A 19,520-nucleotide genomic window follows, 5' to 3' on the forward strand; every position below is an offset into this window, starting at 1 on the left:
CAGCCGTAGCGGCTGATGTCGGATTACGCGCAAGCGCTAATCCGACCTACGTCATCACATACCCAAGTAGGCGCTCTGCACCTGCTCGTTATGCAGCAATTCGGGACCAGGCCCGGACAAGGTGATGGCGCCCGTCTCGATCACATAACCCACGTCGGCAATCGACAGGGCCGCATGCGCGTTCTGCTCGACGAGGAAGATGGTGATGCCCTGGTCGCGCAGTTCGGCCACGATGCGGAAGATTTCCGCGATCAGGAGCGGCGCCAGGCCCATGCTCGGCTCGTCGAGCAGCAGCAGTTGCGGGCGCCCCATCAGCGCGCGCGCCATGGCCAGCATCTGCTGCTGTCCGCCCGATAGCGTCCCGGCCAGCAGCAGGCGCTTTTCCTTCAGGATCGGAAACAGGCCGTACATGCGTTCCATATCACCGGCCACGTCCTGCGGCGGACGGGTAAACGCGCCCAGGCGCAGATTATCTTCCACCGCCATGGGGCCGAACACCTGGCGGCCTTCCGGCACCTGGCAAATGCCGCTGCGCACGCGCTTGTCCGCGCTCATGCGGCTGACGTCCTGGCCGGCGAAAGCGATGCTGCCGGCGCTGATCGGCTGCACGCCGGAAATCGCCCGCAGCAGGGTCGTCTTGCCGGCGCCATTCGCGCCCACCAACGCCACCAGCTGGCCCTGGCGCACCTGCAGGTCGATGCCGTGCAAGGCCTGGATGCGGCCGTAATGACTGGTCAATCCCTGGATGTCGAGCACCAGCGGTGTCTGAGGTTTTTCCATCTTCATCATGCCGCCACTCCCAGATATGCCGCCACCACGTCGGGATTGGCGCGCACTTCGGCGGCGGTCCCTTCGGCCAGCTTCTTGCCATAGTCGAGCACCAGGATATGGTCCGACAGATTCATCACCAGCTTCATGTCATGCTCGACCAGCACCACCGTCACGCCCGATTGCGCCACCTTGCGAATCAGGGTTTCGATCTCGCCCGTCTCCGTGTGGTTCAAGCCCGCAGCCGGTTCATCGAGCAGCAGCACCTTCGGCTTGGCCGCCAGCGCGCGGGCGATTTCCAGGCGCTTTAATGCGCCATACGACATCTGCCCCGCCTCGTCATCGATATGCCGGCCCACGCCGACAAATTCCATCAGGCCCGCCGCCTCGTCACGGCAGGCGGCATCGGCGCGGCGCACGGACGGCAAACGCAGCATGGAAGCGAACAGGTTCTGGTTCAGGCGCAGATGCGCGCCCACCATCACATTGTCGATGGCCGTCATGTTCATGCACACTTGCAGGTTCTGGAAGGTGCGGCTCATGCCGCGCCGCGCCAGCGCATCGGGCGACATGGCGGCCACGTTCTCGCCATTGAGCAGAATTTCGCCCCTGGTCGGCGTGTAGACACCGGTGATCAGGTTGAACAGGGTCGTCTTGCCGGCCCCGTTCGGCCCGATCACGGAGTGGATATTGCCTTCCTTGACCGTAAAACTGACGTCCTGCACCGCGTGCACGCCGCCGAAGCTCTTGCTCAGCTTGTTAATCGTCAGCATCTCAGACCTCCTGCGCGGATTTGACGGGCGCCTTCGGAGTGGCTGCCCGCTTGCGCGAACGGCTGGCCAGGCTCGGCACCAGGCCCTTGGGCATGAAGATCATGGTCGCCATCAGGATCACGCCGAAGACCACCGTTTCCCAGCCCTCGAAACTGGACAGCAGCTGCGGCAGAATCGTCAGCAGGGCCGCGCCGATGATGGAGCCGAAGATCGACGCCATGCCACCCACCACCACCATCGTCACCAGCTCGATCGAGTGGAAGAAGCCGGCCAGGTTGGGCGTGATGAAGCCGATGTAATGGGCGCTGATGCTGCCCGCGATGCTGGCAATGACGGCCGACAGCACGAACACGCGCACCTTGAAACGCGTCGTATCGACGCCGACCACGCGGGCCGCCACTTCCGAACCGTGGATGGCCTGCAGCGCGCGCCCGACGGGCGAATCGATCAGGTTCAGGGCCAGCCACGTGACCAGCAACAGCAACACGGCGCACACCAGGTACCACGATTTTTCGCCGGCGATGTCCAGGCCGGCGACGCTGAAGGCGGACACGCCGATGCCGTCCGGGCCGCCCGTCCACTGCGTCTCGTTGTTGATGACGATGGAAATGATGATGCCCAGGCCCAGGGTCGCCATGGCCAGGGTATGGCCCTTGAGTTTCAGCACGGGGCGCGCCAGCAGCAGCGCCAGCAGGCCGGTGGCGACGGCACCGGCGGCCAGGGCGGCCAGCGGCGGCCAGCCATAATGCGTGGTCAGCACGGCCGACGCATACGCGCCCAGGCCATAGAAACCCGCGTGACCGAGGCTGATCTGGCCCGTGTAGCCCATCAACAGGTTCAGGCCGATGACGACGATGGCGTTCAGGGCGATGCGGATCGCCACGTCATAGTAGAACGCATTCGTAAGGAACAGGGGCAGGATGGCCAGCACCAGGGCCAGCACCAGCAAGCCGCCGTGGCGCGAGCGTGTGAAAAAGTTGGTCATACACGCTCCGAATTTTTGGCGCCAAACAAGCCTTGCGGCAGGAAGAACAGGATCAACAGGATCAGCACGAAGGGCACCGCGTCCTTGTAGGCCGAGGAGATGTAACCGGCCGTCATGGCTTCGGCGATGCCGAGGATCAGGCCACCGGCAATCGCGCCAGCACCACCGCCGAGGCCACCCAATACGGCGGCGACAAAGCCTTTCAGGCCCAGCATGATGCCCGCGTCATACGAGGTGTAGGTGATCGGCGCAACGAGGATGCCGCCCGCCGCGCCCAAAAGTGCCGACAGGCCGAACGAGAACAGCAGCACCTTGCGCGTGTTGATGCCCACCAGTTGCGCGGCCAGCTTGTTGTGCGACGTGGCCAGCATGGCCTTGCCCATCAGAGTGCGGCCGAAGAACCAGCCCAGCACCAGCACGATGACGACGGTCACGCCCAGCACCCACAGGCTTTGCGGCAGCAGGCTGGCGCCGAGGAATTCGATCGGCGCGTCGCCGGAAAACGCCGGCAGCGAGTGCGTATCCTTGCCCAGCCAGATCTGCACGAGGCCGCGCAGCACGAGCGAGGCGCCGATGGTGATGATCAGCAAGGTGATGACCTGCGCATTTTGCGCCGGCTCGATCACGGTTTTTTCCATCAACAGGCCGACGAGGCCGGTGGCGATGACGGCCAGGATGATGGCCAGCGGCAGCGGCACGCCGGCGGCCGACATCACGGCGGCCAGCATCCCGCCCAGCATGATGAATTCGCCCTGGGCGAAGTTGATCACGCCGCTGGTGTTGTAGATGATGGTAAAGCCCAGCGCCGCCAGCGCATAGGCGGAACCGACCGTCATCCCGGAATACAGAAATTGTAGAAATTGTGCGACTTCCATGGTGTCTCCAATATGTTCGGCGATGCGCGGGCCGCCTCGGGGGCGGCCTCGCGCAGCTACTTCCGGCTTACCTTGTTTCGAACATCATTTCGACAATTGCCATTCACCGTTCTTCACTTCGACCATGCGGAACGCCGACAGGTCCAGGCCCATGTGGTCTTTGGCCGACATGTTGAACACGCCGGTCGTGCCGACAAAACCCTTGGTCGATTCCAGCGCCGCGCGCACTTTTTCGCGGTCCGTGCCGCCGGCGCGCTTGATGGCGTCCACCGACAGGTTCAGGGCGTCGAGCGCATAGCCGCCGAAGGTCGATGGATCGATCTTGTAGCGGTCTTTGTACGTCTTGTCGTAGCCGACAACGACGGCCTTCTGCGCGTCGCTGTCGGGCAGCATGGCGCCGATCAGCAAGGCTGGCGTTGGCAGGCGCACGCCTTCTGCGGCCTTGCCCGACAGTTTCAGATATTCGTCCGACGCCACGCCATGCGACTGGTACAGCGGCAGCGCGGCCATGCCCAGCTGGCCATAGTTCTTGGTCACCACGGCCGGGCCCTGGCCCAGGCCGAAGACGAAGACGGCTTGCACGCCTGCCGTGTTCTTGATGCGCGTGAGCTGCGCCGTGATGTCCGTGTCTTTCGGGCCGTAGGTTTCATCGGCCACCAGGGTGATGCCGTATTTGGAGGCGACGATTTGCGACTCCTTGCGGCCGGAGGCGCCAAAGCCGCTCGTTTCCGACAGCAGGCCCACCTTGCTGATGCCGCGCTTCTTCATGTCCTCGAACACCTTCTCGGCCGCCATGCGGTCCGTATGCGGCGTCTTGAAAACCCATTTCTTGACCGGGTCGATGATCACCACGGCGCCTGCCAGCGAGATGAACGGCATGCTGGCGCGCTCCACCAGCGGCGCCATCGCCATCGTCGCACCGGTGGTCGTGCCGCCGATCAGCACGTCGACCTTGTCGGACTCGATCAGGCGCTTGGTAAAGCCATTGGCCTTGGCGGCGTCGCTGCCATCGTCGTAATGCACGAGTTCGAGCTTGCGTCCCAGGACGCCGCCGGCCGCGTTGATCTTCTCGATGTACAGCTGCAGGGTTTTCAGTTCCGGGTCGCCCAGGAAGGCGGCCGGGCCCGTGACGGACAGCACGGAACCGATCTTGATGTTATCGGCCGCATACGCGCCCGCTGCGGACATGGCCAGCACGCCGGCGATCAGGGTTTTCTTGAAGATATTGGCAATCATTGTGGTCTCCACCAGGTTGGCACTACGGTCAATTATGGTCGGCGCTTTTTTACAAGCCTGCGCCTTTTTTGTTTTTACTTTGTTATACGCGTTCAATCACGACGGCAATCCCCTGCCCCACGCCGATGCACATGGTGCACAGCGCATAGCGCCCTCCCGTGCGCTCCAGTTGGTTCAGCGCGGCCATCACCAGGCGCGCGCCCGATGCGCCCAGCGGGTGGCCGATGGCAATCGCGCCGCCATTCGGGTTCACGTGGGCCGCGTCGTCCGCCAGCCCCAGGTCGCGCGTGACGGCCAGCGCCTGGGCGGCAAACGCCTCATTGAGTTCGATCACGTCCATCTGCTCGATGGTCAATCCCGTCTGCGCCAGCACCTTGCGCGTGGCCGGCGACGGGCCAAAACCCATGATGCGCGGCGCCAGGCCGGCCGTGGCCATGCCCAGCACTTTTGCGCGCGGCGTCAGCTTGTATTTGTCGACGGCGACGGCGGACGCCAGCAAGATCGCGCAGGCGCCATCGTTCAAGCCCGAGGCATTGCCGGCCGTGACGCTGCCATCCGCCTTGACCACGCCCTTGAGCTTTGCCAGCATCTCGATCGACGTATCGGGACGCGGATGTTCGTCGCTGGTGACCATCTTCGGATCACCCTTTTTTTGCGGCACGGCGATGGGCACGATTTCGCGCTCGAACACGCCGGCCGCGTGGGCGGCGGCCCAGCGCTGCTGGCTGCGCAAGGCCAGGGCATCCTGGTCGGCGCGGCTGATGCCGAACTCCACGGCCACGTTTTCCGCCGTTTCCGGCATGGTGTCGATGCCGTACTGCGCCTTCATCTTGCCGTTCACGAAGCGCCAGCCCAGGGTCGTGTCTTCGATCTTCGCCGCGCGCGAAAACGCGCTGTCGGCCTTGCCCATCACGAAAGGCGCACGCGTCATGCTTTCCACGCCGCCGGCGATGATCAGGTCCGCCTCGCCCGCCTTGATCGAGCGCGCCGCCAGGCCCACGGCATCCAGGCTGGAGCCGCACAGGCGGTTGATGGTATTGGCCGGCACGTCGACCGGCAGGCCGGCCAGCAGCGCGGCCATGCGGCCCACGTTGCGGTTGTCTTCGCCCGCCTGGTTGGCGCAGCCGTAGAACACGTCGTCGATGGCGGACCAGTCGACGGACGGGTTGCGGGCGATCAGCGCGGCGATCGGCAGCGCACCCAGGTCGTCCGCGCGCACGCTGGACAGCGCGCCGCCATAGCGGCCAAACGGAGTACGTACGGCGTCACAAATAAAGGCTTCGTTCATGTCTGCTTCCTTGTTCGGGCTATCAGGAGAAAATCTTCGGGCGCTGGTCGACCACGCGGCGGGCCTTGCCCGTCAGGGTGCGTTCGATGCCGGCAGCGGCCACCAGGCGCACGCGCGTGCTCACGCCCACGTGCGTCTTGATGCGGTGTTCCAGCTCGCGGGCCAGGGCGTCCGTCTCGCTGGCCGAAATGGTGGCGCTCAGGTCGATGCGCAGCTCGGCGATCACTTCCAGTTTGTCGAGGTGGCCGTCGCGCGTCACCACCAGCTGGTATTGCGGCGCCAGGCGCGGCATCTTGAGGATCAGCTCTTCGATCTGCGTGGGGAAGACGTTGACGCCGCGGATGATCAGCATGTCGTCCGAGCGGCCCGTGATCTTGCCGATGCGGCGCATCGAGCGCGACGTCGGCGGCAGCAAGCGCGTCAGGTCGCGCGTGCGGTAGCGGATGATGGGCAGCGCCTCTTTCGACAAGGAGGTAAACACCAGCTCGCCCTCTTCGCCGTCCGGCAGCACTTCACCCGTTTCCGGATCGATGATCTCCGGGTAAAAATGGTCTTCCCATATGACGGGACCATCCTTGCTTTCGATGCATTCGGACGCCACGCCAGGGCCCATCACTTCGGACAGGCCGTAGATGTCGACGGCGTCGATGCCGGCGCGCGCCTCGATTTCCGAACGCATGGCGTCCGTCCACGGCTCGGCGCCGAAGATGCCCACCTTCAGCGACGATTCGGCCGGGTCCAGGCCCTGGCGCGTGAATTCCTCGATGATGTTGAGCATGTACGATGGCGTGACCATGATGATAGACGGCTTGAAATCCTGGATCAGCTGCACCTGCTTTTCCGTCTGCCCGCCGGACATCGGGATGACCGTGCAGCCCAGACGCTCGGCGCCGTAGTGCGCGCCCAGGCCGCCCGTGAACAGGCCATAGCCGTAGGAGATATGCACCATGTCGCCCGCGCGGCCGCCGCCGGCGCGGATCGAACGCGCCACCACGTTGGCCCAGGTGTCGATGTCGTTCTGCGTGTAGCCGACCACCGTGGCCTTGCCCGTCGTGCCGCTCGATGCGTGGATACGCACCACTTGCTCGCGCGGCACGGCGAACAGGCCGAATGGGTAATTGTCGCGCAAGACCTTTTTATCGGTGAACGGGAATTTGGCCAGGTCGGACAGGGATTTGAGGTCGTCCGGATGCACGCCCGCTTCGTCAAAAGCGGCGCGGTAATGGGGCACGTTGTCATACGCGTGCTTGAGCGTCCATTTCATGCGTTCGAGCTGCAGCGCCTGCAGTTCATCCTTGCTGGCGCGCTCGATCGGCTCGAGGTCATTCGGGGAAGGCGTACGTTGGACCATCATTGTCTCCTGTTTAATTCTTTAACTGTTCAATCGGTACTGGCAGTTCAAACCTGCTCTTGTCACTTCAATTGCTGATGACTTCACCGGCCACCCGGATCGACTTGCCGCGGAAGAGCGCAATGGCGCGCCCTTCCTGGTTGCTGACCTTAACGTCATAGACGCCGCTCTTGCCGGCCAGCGCCTGCTCGACGGCATGCGCCGTCAGCACGTCGCCTTCGCGGCCCGGCGCCAGGTAGTCGATGGTGCAGCCGGCGCCCACGGTGTTCATGTTGTAGCTGTTGCAGGCAAAGGCGAAGGCGCTGTCGGCCAGGGCGAAGATGAAACCGCCGTGGCAGGTCTGGTGGCCGTTGAGCATGTCGGCGCGCACCGTCATGGTCATGCGCGCATGGCCGGGCCCCACGTCGGCCAGGGCGATGCCCATGGCGGCGGTGGCGTTATCGCGCGACAGCATGGAGGCGGCGGCCGCTTCGGCCAGGGCTTGCGCGGTCATGTTGCGGTCCTTATTTGACATATCATTCGGCATGAAAGCGATCTCCATTGGCGAGTTTGCGGCGCAGCAGCGGCGATACCCGGTAGCGGTCTTCGCCATAGCCTTGCGCCAGGTGCTGCAATACGGTGACGATGTGCTGGATGCCGACGGCATCGGCCCAGGCCAGCGGTCCGCGCGGATAGTTGACGCCCTTCTGCATGGCGATATCGACGGCGGCCACCGTGCACACGCCCTGGTTGACGGCGTCGGCCGCCTCGTTGGCCAGCATGGCGACCGTGCGCATGACGGCCAGGCCAGGCACGTCGTCCAGGCGCGTGACGATGAAACCGGCGGCCTGGAACAGGCCGACGACGGCCGCGTAGGCGGCGTCGCTGCACTGGTCGGCGCGGACCACGGCGATGCGCTTGGCACCGGCATAATCGAGCGCCAGGTCGAACAGCACCGTGTCCGGATGCTGGTTGTCGTGCGCGCGCTGGGTGGCGCTGCGGCCATCGGTGAGGTAAATCGCGGCGCCGTGGCAATGCAGGGCCGGCGCTTCGTCGTGCGCCTGGCCTTCCTGCGTCACGCGGCGGCTGACGGTGATGCCGGCCTGCTCCAGGCGCTGCACCAGGCTGTGGATGATGCCGCTATGGCCACGGCCATCGCCGCCGATGGCGGCCGACAGGGCGACGAATTCCGGGGTCGCTTGCGCGCCTTCCGCCTGCGCCACAGGCGCGCTGGCGCCTTCGCCATACGGGTAGAAGCCACGGCCCGATTTGCGGCCGAGGAAACCGGCGTTGACCATTTCCTGCTGCAGCACGGAAGGCGTGAAGCGCGGATCGTTGAAATAGGCGCCGAACACGGATTGCGTGACGGAGAAATTCACGTCGTGGCCGATCAGGTCCATCAATTCGAATGGCCCCATGCGGAAACCGCCCGCTTCGCGCAGCACGGCATCGATGGTGGCGGCATCGCCCGCCTGCTCGTTCAACAGGCGCCAGCCTTCCGCGTAAAACGGACGGGCGACACGGTTGACGATGAAGCCCGGCGTCGATTTCGCATGCACGGGGTTCTTGCCCCAGGCGATGGACGTGTCGTAGACGGTGGCGGCCACTTGCTCGCTGGTGGCCAGGCCACTGATCACTTCCACCAGCGCCATCAGGGGCACGGGGTTAAAGAAATGCATGCCGACCAGGCGCTCCGGACGGCGCAGCTTGGCGGCAATCGCCGTGACGGAAATCGACGACGTGTTCGTCGCCAGGATGCAGTCGTCGCCGACCAGCGCTTCCAGTTCGGCGAACAGGCCGCGCTTGACGTCAAGGTTTTCCACGATGGCTTCCACCACCAGGGCGCAATCGCTCACATCGGCCAGGCTGCCGGCCGCCTGCAGACGCGCCGTGGCCGCCGCCGCTTCATCTGCCGTCATGCGGCCCTTTTCGGCCAGCTTCGCGTACATCTTGCCGATATCGAGCAGGGCCTTGCTGACGGCCTCCGCGCGCGTGTCGTACAGTTTGACGCGGTAACCGGCGGCGGCGGCCACCTGCGCGATGCCGGCGCCCATGGCGCCGCTGCCGATGACGGCGACGATACTGTTGTTGTCCAAAGCTGCCATATCAATGTCCCTTGAATTGCGGTGCGCGCTTTTCCATGAAGGCGGCCACGCCTTCGCGGTAATCGTCGCTGTTACCGAGATCTCTCATCATGCGCGCTTCCAGCGCCAGCTGCTGCGGCAGGGTATTGGCGCCGCTGGCGGCCAGCGCCTGCTTGGTGTAGGCCAGACCCTTGGTCGGCGCCGTGGAAAAGTGCACGGCCAGCTTGCGCGTTTCTTCGGCCAGCTGCGCGTCGTCCACGCATTTCCAGATCAGGCCCCAGTCTTCCGCTTTTTCCGCAGTCAGTTTTTCACCGAGCATGGCCAGGCCCATGGCGCGCGCCGAACCGATCAAGCGTGGCAGGAAGAAGGTGCCGCCCGTGTCCGGGATCAGGCCCAGCTTGCAGAACACTTCGACGAAGCTGGCCGACTTGCCGGCGATGACGATGTCGCAGGCCAGCGCCAGGTTGGCGCCCGCACCGGCGGCCACGCCGTTGACGGCGCAGATCACGGGCATGGGCAATGCCTTCAAGGCCAGCACCAGCGGCGCATAGTTCTTTTCCACGGATTCGCCCAGGTCCACGCCCTTCGAACCCGGCTCCACGGCGCGGTCGGACAAATCCTGGCCCGCGCAAAAACCGCGGCCCGCGCCCGTCAGCACGAAGACGCGCACGGTGCTGTCCGCATTGACCTTGGCAATCGCGTCGCGCACTTCCTCGTGCATGGCTTGGGTAAAACTATTGAGCTTGTCGGGACGGTTCAGGGTCAGGGTGGCTATGCCCTGCTCGATGGTGAAGAGGATGTTTTGGTAGGTCATGGCGTGTCTCGGTTTTTAGTTTTCAACCCAAGGACAAGTGCCGGGGTCGGACCTTAAGGTCCGACCCCAGTCTTCGCTTGGGGTCTGATGTTATTCAGCCTGGTCGAAGTCGACGACCACCTTGTCGGTCAGCGGAAAACTCTGGCAACTGAGGACGAAACCGCGCGCCACTTCGTAGTCTTCCAGCGCGTAGTTGACGTCCATTTCGACTTTGCCGTCGAGGATCTTGCAGCGGCAGGTCGAGCATACGCCACCCTTGCACGAGTAGCGCATGTCCAGCCCGGCGCGCAGGCCCGCGTCGAGGATCGATTCCTTGTCCTTGTCCATCGTGAAGGTAGTCTGGTTGCCGTCCATGATGACGGTCACTTCCGTTTCCTGCACAGTGTCGGCGGCCAACTGGGCGCGCGGCTTGTGGGCATTTTTCGGGATGCTGGCGGCGAACAGTTCGATCTTGATGTTCTGCTTGGGCATGCCGGCCGCCTGCAGGGCGGCGGACACGCCCAGCATCATGTCTTCCGGGCCGCAGATGAAGGCGTTGTCGTAGTCTTCGACCTTGATCCAGTGCTGCAGGAACTGTTCGCATTTTTCTTGCGTGATGCGGCCGTTGAACAATTCGATGTCCTGCTGCTCGCGGCTCATCACGTAGACGAGGTTCAGACGCTCCAGGTACACATCCTTCAAGTCCGTCAATTCTTCCTTGAAGATGACGGACGACGAAGCGCGGTTGCCGTAGAACAGGGTAAAGCGGCTCAGGGGTTCCGTCAGCAGGGTCGTCTTGATGATGGAGAGGATGGGCGTGATGCCGCTGCCTGCCGCAAAGGCCAGGTAGTGCTTGCGGTTGACGCAATCGAGCGGCACGTTGAAATGGCCCATGGGCGGCATCACCTCGATGGTGGCGCCGGCCTTGAGGGTATCGTTCGCCCAGGTGGAGAAAGCGCCGCCCGGCGTGCGCTTGATGGCCACGCGCAGGGTGCCGTCCTGCACCGCCGAACAGATGGAATACGAGCGGCGCACGTCTTCCGCATTGATATTGGCGCGCAGGGTCAGGTGCTGGCCCTGCTGGAAGCGGAACTGCTGCTGCAATTCAAATGGCACGTCGAACGTGACGGCGATGGTGTCGCGCGTTTCGTTGCGCACGTTCGCTACGCACAGCGGATAAAATTTACTCATGCTTCATCTCCAGTTTCTTCGGAACGTGTGCCTGATTTTTTTAGTGGCACTTGAAGTAGTCAAACGGTTCGCGGCAAGCCATGCATTTGTACAGGGCCTTGCACGGCGTGGAGCCGAACTGGCTGGTCAGCTGCGTATGGGTCGAGCCGCAGTTCGGGCAGATCACGTCCAGCTTCGGCATGGGCTGACGCTTGACGCCACCTGCTGTTCCTCTACCAAGGCCACTGATGTCGATCACCTGCTGCTGCGGCGGGGCGATCCCATAGCCTTTCAGCTTGGCCTTGCCCGCTTCGCTCATCCAGTCCGTCGTCCACGCGGGCGCCAGCTGGTTCACCAGCGTGACCTTGGCCACGCCGTGGCTGCGCAAGGCATCCGTGACGGCATCGGCAATCACCTGCATCGCCGGGCAACCCGAATAGGTCGGGGTGATCGTCACCACGCAAGCGTCGCTGCCGGTCACTTCGACGGCGCGCACGATACCCAGGTCCACCACCGAAATGACGGGGATTTCCGGGTCCGGCACGTCGCCGAGCCAGGCCCATACCTGGGCGGCGTCCAGCGCCGCGGCGCCAGCGGCCGTGCTCATTACCACTCCGCCCCGGGATAGGCGCGCTGCAGGAACTGCATCTCGGCCAGGATAAAGCCCAGGTGCTCCGTGTGCGTGCCCTGCTTGCCGCCCTTTTGCATCCAGGCGTCGGGCGCCGGCATGGTCAAGGTGGCTTCGGCGAAGATCTCGGCCACGTGTTCGAGGAAAGCCCTGCGCAGCACGTCCGATGGCGGCGCGATGCCGGCGGCAACCATGGCCTGGTCGACGGCGTCGTACGTGAACATCTCGCCCGTGTACATCCACAGCTTGTCGGCGGCGGCCTGCGTTTTCGCGTGGCTGTCGGCCGTACCGTCGCCGAGGCGCACGATCAGGTCGCCGCTGCGGCGCAAGTGATACGTGACTTCCTTGATCGATTTTTGCGCCACTTCGACGATGCGCGCATCCGTCGATTTCGTCAGTTCCAGCAGCTGGAAGTAGTGCCAGCTGTCGAAGAAGAACTGGCGCATCATGGTGTCGGCGTAATTGCCGTTCGGCTGTTCGACCAGCAGGCAGTTCTTGAAATCGTGGGCGTCGCGCAAAAAGGCGATGTCGTCCTCGTCGCGGCCCGCGTTTTCCAGTTCGGCCGCATAGCTGAACCACAAGCGCGTCTGGCCCAGCAAGTCCAGCGCCACGTTGGTCAGCGCCATGTCTTCTTCCAGTGCCGGACCCTTGCCGCACAGCTGCGACAGCTGCTGGCTGAGGAGCAGGGCGTTGTCGCCCAGGCGCAAGAGGTAATTGACCTTGTCATCCATTACAGGCGCTCCCATCACAGGTTCTTGACTTCTTCCGGCATCGGGAAGAAGGTGGGATGGCGGTACACCTTGCTGTTCGACGGTTCGAACAGGGCGCCCTTGTCGCCGGGGCTGCTGGCGACGATATCGGCCGCGCGCACCACCCAGATGCTCACGCCTTCATTGCGGCGCGTATAGACGTCGCGCGCATGGTTGACCGCCATGGTGGCGTCGGAAGCGTGCAGGCTGCCCACATGCTTGTGCGCCAGGCCGTGCTGGCTGCGGATGAAAACTTCCCACAATGGCCATTCTTTGCTCATGTTGCTATCCCCTTTTATCGATGTTTTTCAGGCTGCCGCTTTGCTAGCGGCTTGCTTGTCTGCGTAGGCGACCAAGGCATCGCGGAACCATGCGCCGTCTTCATACGCTTTGACGCGCGTTTGCAGGCGTTCGCGGTTGCACGGGCCATTGCCCTTCAGGACATTGTTGAACTCGGACCAGTCGATCTCGCCGAATTCATAATGGCCTGTTTCCGCATTGAACTTCAGGTCGGGATCGGGCACGCTCAAGCCCAGGTATTCGATCTGCGGCACGGTCTGGTCAACCATGCGCTGGCGCAGTTCGTCGTTCGAGAACAGCTTGATGCGCCATTGCGCCGACTGGGCGCTGTTGACGGAGGCGGCATCGGACGGGCCGAACATCATCAGGGACGGCCACCACCAGCGGTTCAAGGCATCTTGCGCCATGGCTTTCTGCGCGGGCGTGCCCTTGCACAGCGACATCATGATGTCGTAGCCCTGGCGCGCATGGAACGATTCTTCCTTGCAGACGCGGATCATGGCGCGCGCATACGGCCCATACGAGCAGCGGCACAGGGGAATCTGGTTGATGATGGCGGAACCGTCGACGAGCCAGCCGATGGCGCCCATGTCCGCCCACGACAGGGTGGGATAGTTGAAGATGCTCGAATACTTGGCTTTGCCCGAGTGCAAGGCGGCCAGCAAGTCGTCGCGCGACACGCCCAGGGTTTCCGCGGCGCTGTACAGGTACAGGCCGTGGCCCGCTTCGTCCTGGATCTTCGCCAGCAGGATGGACTTGCGTTTCAGGGTCGGGGCGCGCGTGACCCAGTTACCTTCGGGCAATTGGCCGACGATTTCCGAGTGCGCGTGCTGCGAAATCTGGCGGATCAGGGTCTTGCGGTAGGCGTCCGGCATCCAGTCCTTGGCCTCGATCTTGATGCCTTCGTCGATGCGCGCCTGGAAAGCGCGCTCTTCCTGGTCCATGTCGTCGAGGGAACGGACGTTCTTGAGGCCGGTTTCAACCATTTGTGCGTACATGATGTGTCTCCCATGTCTTTGATTTGCGCAGCAACGCGGTGCGATGAACAGATAATACGATACAAAAAACGATTTGCATACACTTGATGTGAATCATTTTAAAAATTCGTATCTTGTGCCGCTTTTTTGTGCGTATGATATTGCTTATGAGAAAACACCATGAAGCGCCACCAGCGCTTCCGGCAAATTATTGCCGCGCTACCCGCGCAGCCAAGTAAACTGCTGCTTTTATTGAACCGACCGCTACACGGCCAGACCGGAACCACATGAAGAACACCCGCTGCACGGCATGGATAGCCGATTTCCTGGAAAGCGACCCACCGCGCTCGAAGTCCCTGGTGATGACCATCTTTGGCGACGCCATCGTGCCGCGCGGCGGCGCCATCTGGCTGGGCAGCCTGATCGAACTGCTGGCGCCATTTGGCGTCAATGACCGGCTATTGCGCACCAGCGTGTTCCGCCTGGCGCAGGAAGGCTGGCTCAGCTCGCAGCGCGACGGCCGCCGCAGCGCCTATACGATACGCCCGGAGGCCCTGGCCCGCTTCGAACGCGCCTACCGCCGCATCTATGCGCCGCTGGTCGTGCACTGGGATGGCAGCTGGACCCTTGTGATCGGGCCGGCCGGCAGCATCGGCGCGGCCGAGCGGGGGGCGCTGCGCAAGGAATTATTGTGGGCCGGCTACGGCTTGATTTCTCCCGGCATCTTTGGCCACCCGGCCAGCAATGCGGAGGCGCTGGAAGATATCCTCGTGCGCAACGAGGTGCAGGGCAAGCTGTACGTTTGCCACACAAAAGAGTTGCCGGGTGTCAGCACGCGTCCCCTGCGCGACATGGTGGGCGACTGTTGGGACTTGTCGGAAGTGATGGCCGGCTACGAAAAATTCATCGCCAGCTTCCAGCCCCTGCTGACCTTGCTCCAGCAGGAACCCGTGTTCGACGCGGAGCAAGCGTTCGTCATCCGCTCGCTGCTGACGCACGCCTACCGCCGCGTGCAGTTGCACGACCCGCAACTGCCCGTCGAACTGCTGCCCGAACCGTGGCCCGGCACGCAAGCCTATGCGCTGGCGCGCGACCTGTACCGCATCACGTATGCGGCGGCCGAGGAACATATCCTGGCCACCCTGCGGCGCGAGGATGAGCATGCCCCGGACGTCGAGCCGTGGTTTTTTGAACGTTTTGGCGGACTGAACACCTGAGAAAACGTCCATGGCGGCGTTGCAGGGCCTAGGCGTACATTCGTACTGCCTGCGGCCCTGCGCCTTGCCCTGAACATTTTTCAGGCGTTCAGGAATAAGTCACTACCTGCTCACTGCTTTACCGCCACTTGCTTGGCCCCTGCCAACAAATCCTGCCCCAGCTTTTCCAGCGCATTGGCCTGCACCAGCATGGTGTCGAGGATGGCGACGTTGAAGGTGTATTCGGCCGGCGTCGTATAGCCGGGAAAGCGCAGGATGCGCAGCAATTCCTGCAAGGTCGTGCCCTTGCCCAGGTGCGCCAGGGCGTCGCTGAGGGCGCTGACTTTCTTTTCCAGCTCGTGTATGTGCTTGCCGTTGTCGTTCATGATGCTCTCCCGTGTTGGAACTTCCACGTTAGCAAAGCACGTCCGTCGTCGTTTGCGCCAGCACAAAGGCGCGCCTAAAACGGGTATCATCGCGCCATTGCACACGATGCAAAACCCATACGTTTTTATCAGGAACACACATGACCATTAAAATCAGCCAGCAATTCGACGCCGGCGCGATCGAGGTGCTGCGCGCCGACGATGCCCACTCCATCGAGCTGAACATCCGCAAGGATTCCCACGCCGACATCACGCAGTGGTTTTACTTCCGCCTACAAGGCGCGCAAGGCGAGGCATGCACGATCCGCTTCATGAACGCAGGCAAGTCGGCCTACCCGGACGGCTGGAAAGATTACCAGGCCGTGGCCAGCTACGACCGCGAAACCTGGTTCCGCGTGCCCACCAGCTTTGACGGCACGGTGATGACCATCGAACATACGCCCGAAGAAGAAAGCGTGTACTACGCCTACTTCGAACCGTACCCATGGGACCGCCACCTGGCCCTGATCGACAGCGCGCAAGCGTCGCCGCTGGTGCGCCTGGTCGACCTGGGCAGCACCGTCGAAGGCCGCGACATGAATTTGCTGGTCGTCGGCGACGCCGATGCGGAGAAAAAAGTCTGGGTCATCGCGCGCCAGCACCCGGGCGAGACGATGGCTGAATGGTTTGTCGAAGGCATGCTCGAAGCCTTGCTGGACCAGGCCAACCCGTTTGCCCGCCAGTGCCTGCAAGACGCCGTCTTCTACGTGGTGCCGAACATGAACCCGGACGGTTCCGTGCATGGCAACCTGCGCACCAACGCGGCCGGCGCCAACCTGAACCGCGAATGGATGACGCCGACGATGGAACGCAGCCCGGAAGTATTCCTGGTGAAACAGAAAATGCATGAAATCGGCTGCGACCTGTTCCTCGACGTGCATGGCGACGAAGGCTTGCCTTACGTCTTCGTGGCCGGCAGCGATGCGCTGGAAAATTTCACGCCGGCGCAAAAAGCCGAGCAAGACCGCTTCATCGCCGACTTCAAGGTGGCCAGCCCCGACTTCCAGGATGAGCACGGCTACGAAGACGGCCCGTTCACGCCGGAAGTGCTGACCATGGGTTCGCCCCACATCACGCACGCCTTCGGCTGCCTGTCGCTGACCCTGGAATTGCCGTTCAAGGACAATGCCAACGATCCCGACCCGCAAACGGGCTGGAGCGGCGCCCGCAGCGCTGCCCTGGGCGCGGCCGTGCTGCAGCCTATCCTGTCGACCTTGCGCGCCTGATCCACGCATGATGCCGGCCCGCCACGCATGCGGTGGCGGGCCAGTCCAGGCCGGCGGCTCCCCTGCCGTCGGCTATTTGCCTGCCACTTTCTTGCGCAGCGCAACATCGTAAATCGTTGCCACGCCGCCCATTGCTGCCTATACTGGCCCCAGCACTTCTGTCCCCCTTCTTGCCGACAACTCATCCTGCCCATGATCACTCGAGACCAGCCATGCGCCACGGCGCGCTTTTTCAGGAGCAAGTTTGCACACGTGTGCATATTTTTGTTTGCCAGCTTGTCTGGCATGCCAGGCATGGCGGCCGAACTCAGCCCGGCCGCGCAGCTGGGACGGCAAATTTTCCACGATGCCAGCCTGTCCGCCTCGGGCAAGCAGTCCTGCGCCAGCTGTCACGACCCGGCCCACGCTTACGCGCCCGGCAACAAGCTGGCCGTGCAACTGGGAGGCGCCGATGGCCAGGCGCCCGGCTACCGCGCCACGCCATCGCTGCGCTACCTGGAACACACGCCCCCTTTCCGCTTTGATGAGGAAGGCGCGCCCAACGGCGGCATCAACCGCGACGGCCGCGCCGCCAGCCTGGCAGAACAGGCGGAGCGGCCGTTCCTGGCAGCGCACGAAATGGCCAATGCCAGCACGGATGCGGTGGTGGAACGGCTGCGCAAGGGCAGTTACGCGCAAGCATTCCAGCGCGTCTTTGGCGAGGCCATCTTTGCGCAGCCACAACAGGCATTCAGCCGCATCACCTATGCCTTGCAGCAATTCCAGCAGGAAGAGCCGGACTTCCACCGCTACGATTCCAAATATGACCTCTACCTGGCCAACAAGGTTCCGCTGGAACTGGCCGAATTGCGGGGCCTGGCCCTGTTCAACGATGAACGCAAGGGCAATTGCGCCGCGTGCCACCCCAGCGTGCGGGGCGACCATGGCACGCCGCCCTTGTTCACAGATTTCAGTTTCGACAATCTGGGCGTGCCGCGCAATACGCGCATTCCCGCCACCGCCGATCCTGCCTATTTCGACCTGGGCTTGTGCGGCCCCGACCGCACGGACCTGGCGACAAAAGGCGAGTTATGCGGCGCCTTCAAGGTGCCCAGCCTGCGCAATGTCGCCACGCGGCAGGTGTTTTTTCACAACGGCGTGTTCGATAACCTGACGGATGCCCTGCGTTTTTATGTGCGGCGCGATACGCATCCGCAAGAATGGTATCCGCGCGACAAACGGGGAAAAGTGCAGAAATTCAACGACGTGCCGGCCCGGTACCGTGCCAGCGTGAACACCACCGAGGCCCCGTTCGACCGCAGGCGCGGCATGGCGCCCGCGCTGACGGCGGGCGAGATCGAGGATATGGTGAAATTCCTGGCCACCCTGACGGATGGCTATCAGGTACAGCAATGACGGCGGAGGGCGCCTCCGCATCCATCAGGTGCGAGCCACCTTGCGCAGGGCATCGACCAGCTTGTCCAGGTGCGACTCCGGCGTAAAGATGCCTGGCGTCACGCGCACGCACGCGCCCGACGCGAGGCCGTCGCGCGGCACGGCAAAGATGCCGTGCTGCTGCACCAGCTGTTTCGACAAGGCATAACTGTCGGCCACGCTGCTCTTGCCTGTCAAGCGGAACGACGCGATGGCGCTCGTCAGGCGCGGGTCGCTCGATGCCAGCACTTCGATGCCATCGATGGCGCGTGCCGCTTCCACCCAGCGGTTGCGCAGCAGCCGCAGCCGGGCCTGCTTGTTGGCCACGCCGATCTGCGCGTGCAATTCCAGCGCCTTCGGCAAGCTCAGGTAGGCGGCGAAATTGACCGTGCCCGTGTGCACGCGCGAACGGATATCGTCGCCCGCCTTTTCACCAAGCCAGGGGTCGATATCGGCCACCCTGCCCCGCTTGATGTAGGCGGCGCCCACGCCCACGGGCGCGCCTATCCATTTATGCAGGTTGATGCCTGCAAAATCCGCCTGCAAGTCGGGGATCGTCATGTCCAGCTGGCCAAAGCCGTGCGCCGTATCGACGATGACGTCGATGCCCCGTTCGCGCGCCAGGCGGCTGATCTCGGCCACGGGCAAGACCATGCCGTTGCGGTGGTTCACGTGCGTGAGCAGCATCAGCTTCAGCTTTGGATGACGCGCCATGGCGTCGGCATAGGCGGCGATCACGTTGTCATGCGTAAATGGCTCCGGCATGGCGATGCTGACGACGTTGGCGTCGCGCCGCTGCTGCAGCCAGCGCGTGACGGTGATCATATTGTCGTAATCGATGTCCGCGTACAGCACCGTATCGCCGGGCTGCAAGCGGTTATAGCCGGCGATCAGCACTTGCAGCGCTTCCGTGGCGCCCCGCGTCAGCACGATTTCATCGGTCGCCACGCCCAGCGCCCTGGCCGCCGCCGCCCGCGCCGCCTCGAAGTCGGCAGGAAAGCGCATGCGCGCATACCAGGCGTTGTCGCGGTTGACCATCGCCAGTTGCTGCTCGTAATGTTCCAGCACGGGCCTGGCCATGGAGCCCCAGAAGGCATTGTCGAGCTGTATCACGTCCGCGGGATGGTCGTATTGTGCGGCCACCGCCTGCCAGTAAGCCTGGTTGGTGGCCAGCACGTCCGGCGTGGCGCCCACCGGCACCGCCGGCAAAGGTAGCGCCAGCGCGGCGCCCGCAGTGAAGGGCAGCGCCGCCGCCAGCGATCCCGCGCGCAGCAAGGCGCGGCGTTGTGGATTCATGTTCAACA

20 protein-coding genes are annotated in these 19,520 nt (G+C 63.5%); 3 read left to right on the plus strand and 17 right to left on the minus strand.

What is annotated here, in order from left to right; genetic code table 11:
- Positions 1–54: 54 nt before the first annotated feature.
- The 15 genes from CLU90_RS15140 to paaA all read right to left on the minus strand — a co-directional run bounded on the left by CLU90_RS15140 (position 55) and on the right by paaA (position 13,977).
- Positions 55–786, minus strand: coding sequence for an ABC transporter ATP-binding protein (locus CLU90_RS15140; protein ID WP_092711646.1), 732 nt, complete (start codon positions 784–786; stop codon positions 55–57).
- Positions 786–1,541 (minus strand): ABC transporter ATP-binding protein, encoded by a 756-nt coding sequence (locus CLU90_RS15145; RefSeq protein ID WP_092711648.1) that lies wholly within the window; start codon positions 1,539–1,541, stop codon positions 786–788. The genes CLU90_RS15140 and CLU90_RS15145 overlap by 1 nt, the downstream gene beginning before the upstream one ends.
- Position 1,542: 1 nt before the next feature.
- Complete coding sequence (locus CLU90_RS15150; RefSeq protein ID WP_100428300.1) at positions 1,543–2,526, minus strand: branched-chain amino acid ABC transporter permease; 984 nt, start codon at positions 2,524–2,526, stop codon at positions 1,543–1,545.
- The gene (locus CLU90_RS15155) at positions 2,523–3,401 is read right to left on the minus strand and encodes a branched-chain amino acid ABC transporter permease (RefSeq protein WP_046684305.1); all 879 of its coding nucleotides are present in this window, start codon (positions 3,399–3,401) and stop codon (positions 2,523–2,525) included. Before CLU90_RS15155 ends, CLU90_RS15150 begins: the two co-directional genes overlap by 4 nt.
- Before the next feature lie 84 nt (positions 3,402–3,485).
- Positions 3,486–4,637, minus strand: a complete 1,152-nt coding sequence (locus CLU90_RS15160; protein ID WP_092711653.1) for an ABC transporter substrate-binding protein — start codon at positions 4,635–4,637, stop codon at positions 3,486–3,488.
- A gap of 82 nt (positions 4,638–4,719) precedes the next feature.
- The gene (gene pcaF / locus CLU90_RS15165; protein WP_092711655.1) at positions 4,720–5,925 is read right to left on the minus strand and encodes a 3-oxoadipyl-CoA thiolase; all 1,206 of its coding nucleotides are present in this window, start codon (positions 5,923–5,925) and stop codon (positions 4,720–4,722) included.
- 22 nt (positions 5,926–5,947) lie between these two features.
- Positions 5,948–7,276, minus strand: coding sequence for a phenylacetate--CoA ligase PaaK (paaK, locus tag CLU90_RS15170; RefSeq protein ID WP_092711657.1), 1,329 nt, complete (start codon positions 7,274–7,276; stop codon positions 5,948–5,950).
- A gap of 67 nt (positions 7,277–7,343) precedes the next feature.
- Positions 7,344–7,769 carry a hydroxyphenylacetyl-CoA thioesterase PaaI gene (paaI, locus tag CLU90_RS15175; protein WP_419177867.1) on the minus strand — a complete coding sequence of 142 codons (426 nt, stop codon included), beginning with the start codon at positions 7,767–7,769 and terminating at the stop codon, positions 7,344–7,346.
- Positions 7,770–7,791: 22 nt separating this feature from the next.
- Positions 7,792–9,360 carry a 3-hydroxyacyl-CoA dehydrogenase PaaH gene (gene paaH, locus CLU90_RS15180; RefSeq protein WP_100428301.1) on the minus strand — a complete coding sequence of 523 codons (1,569 nt, stop codon included), beginning with the start codon at positions 9,358–9,360 and terminating at the stop codon, positions 7,792–7,794.
- A gap of 1 nt (position 9,361) precedes the next feature.
- On the minus strand, positions 9,362–10,153 hold the full coding sequence (gene paaG, locus CLU90_RS15185) for a 2-(1,2-epoxy-1,2-dihydrophenyl)acetyl-CoA isomerase PaaG (RefSeq protein WP_100428302.1): 792 nt from the start codon (positions 10,151–10,153) through the stop codon (positions 9,362–9,364).
- Between the two features lie 90 nt (positions 10,154–10,243).
- Complete coding sequence (gene paaE, locus CLU90_RS15190) at positions 10,244–11,323, minus strand: 1,2-phenylacetyl-CoA epoxidase subunit PaaE (protein WP_092711665.1); 1,080 nt, start codon at positions 11,321–11,323, stop codon at positions 10,244–10,246.
- Positions 11,324–11,363: 40 nt separating this feature from the next.
- Positions 11,364–11,909, minus strand: a complete 546-nt coding sequence (gene paaD, locus CLU90_RS15195) for a 1,2-phenylacetyl-CoA epoxidase subunit PaaD (protein WP_100428303.1) — start codon at positions 11,907–11,909, stop codon at positions 11,364–11,366.
- Positions 11,909–12,661: a 1,2-phenylacetyl-CoA epoxidase subunit PaaC gene (gene paaC, locus CLU90_RS15200; RefSeq protein ID WP_100428304.1), complete on the minus strand. Its 753-nt coding sequence runs from the start codon at positions 12,659–12,661 to the stop codon at positions 11,909–11,911. Before paaC ends, paaD begins: the two co-directional genes overlap by 1 nt.
- A 14-nt stretch (positions 12,662–12,675) precedes the next feature.
- Positions 12,676–12,960, minus strand: coding sequence for a 1,2-phenylacetyl-CoA epoxidase subunit PaaB (paaB, locus tag CLU90_RS15205; RefSeq protein WP_034746356.1), 285 nt, complete (start codon positions 12,958–12,960; stop codon positions 12,676–12,678).
- 27 nt (positions 12,961–12,987) lie between these two features.
- Positions 12,988–13,977, minus strand: coding sequence for a 1,2-phenylacetyl-CoA epoxidase subunit PaaA (gene paaA / locus CLU90_RS15210; RefSeq protein ID WP_100428305.1), 990 nt, complete (start codon positions 13,975–13,977; stop codon positions 12,988–12,990).
- Between the two features lie 266 nt (positions 13,978–14,243).
- On the opposite strand from paaA, the gene paaX reads away from it, so the two are divergent.
- Entirely contained in the window at positions 14,244–15,173 is a 930-nt protein-coding gene (gene paaX, locus CLU90_RS15215; protein WP_092711671.1) for a phenylacetic acid degradation operon negative regulatory protein PaaX, read from the plus strand.
- A 110-nt stretch (positions 15,174–15,283) separates the two neighbouring features.
- Here paaX and CLU90_RS15220 read toward each other — a convergent pair whose 3' ends face one another.
- A complete protein-coding gene (locus tag CLU90_RS15220; RefSeq protein ID WP_092711673.1) occupies positions 15,284–15,538 on the minus strand; it encodes a hypothetical protein in 255 nt (84 codons plus the stop codon).
- A 140-nt stretch (positions 15,539–15,678) separates the two neighbouring features.
- Between CLU90_RS15220 and CLU90_RS15225 the strand changes: the two genes are divergently transcribed.
- Both CLU90_RS15225 and CLU90_RS15230 read left to right on the plus strand, forming a co-directional pair.
- A complete protein-coding gene (locus CLU90_RS15225) occupies positions 15,679–16,803 on the plus strand; it encodes a M14 family metallopeptidase (protein ID WP_100428306.1) in 1,125 nt (374 codons plus the stop codon).
- A gap of 294 nt (positions 16,804–17,097) precedes the next feature.
- On the plus strand, positions 17,098–18,198 hold the full coding sequence (locus CLU90_RS15230) for a cytochrome-c peroxidase (protein ID WP_232731210.1): 1,101 nt from the start codon (positions 17,098–17,100) through the stop codon (positions 18,196–18,198).
- Positions 18,199–18,222: 24 nt separating this feature from the next.
- Here CLU90_RS15230 and CLU90_RS15235 read toward each other — a convergent pair whose 3' ends face one another.
- Positions 18,223–19,512, minus strand: a complete 1,290-nt coding sequence (locus CLU90_RS15235; protein WP_100429470.1) for an aminotransferase class V-fold PLP-dependent enzyme — start codon at positions 19,510–19,512, stop codon at positions 18,223–18,225.
- Positions 19,513–19,520: the final 8 nt, after the last annotated feature.

The sequence above is a fragment of the Janthinobacterium sp. 67 genome, assembly GCF_002797895.1.
Classification (GTDB): domain Bacteria; phylum Pseudomonadota; class Gammaproteobacteria; order Burkholderiales; family Burkholderiaceae_D; genus Janthinobacterium.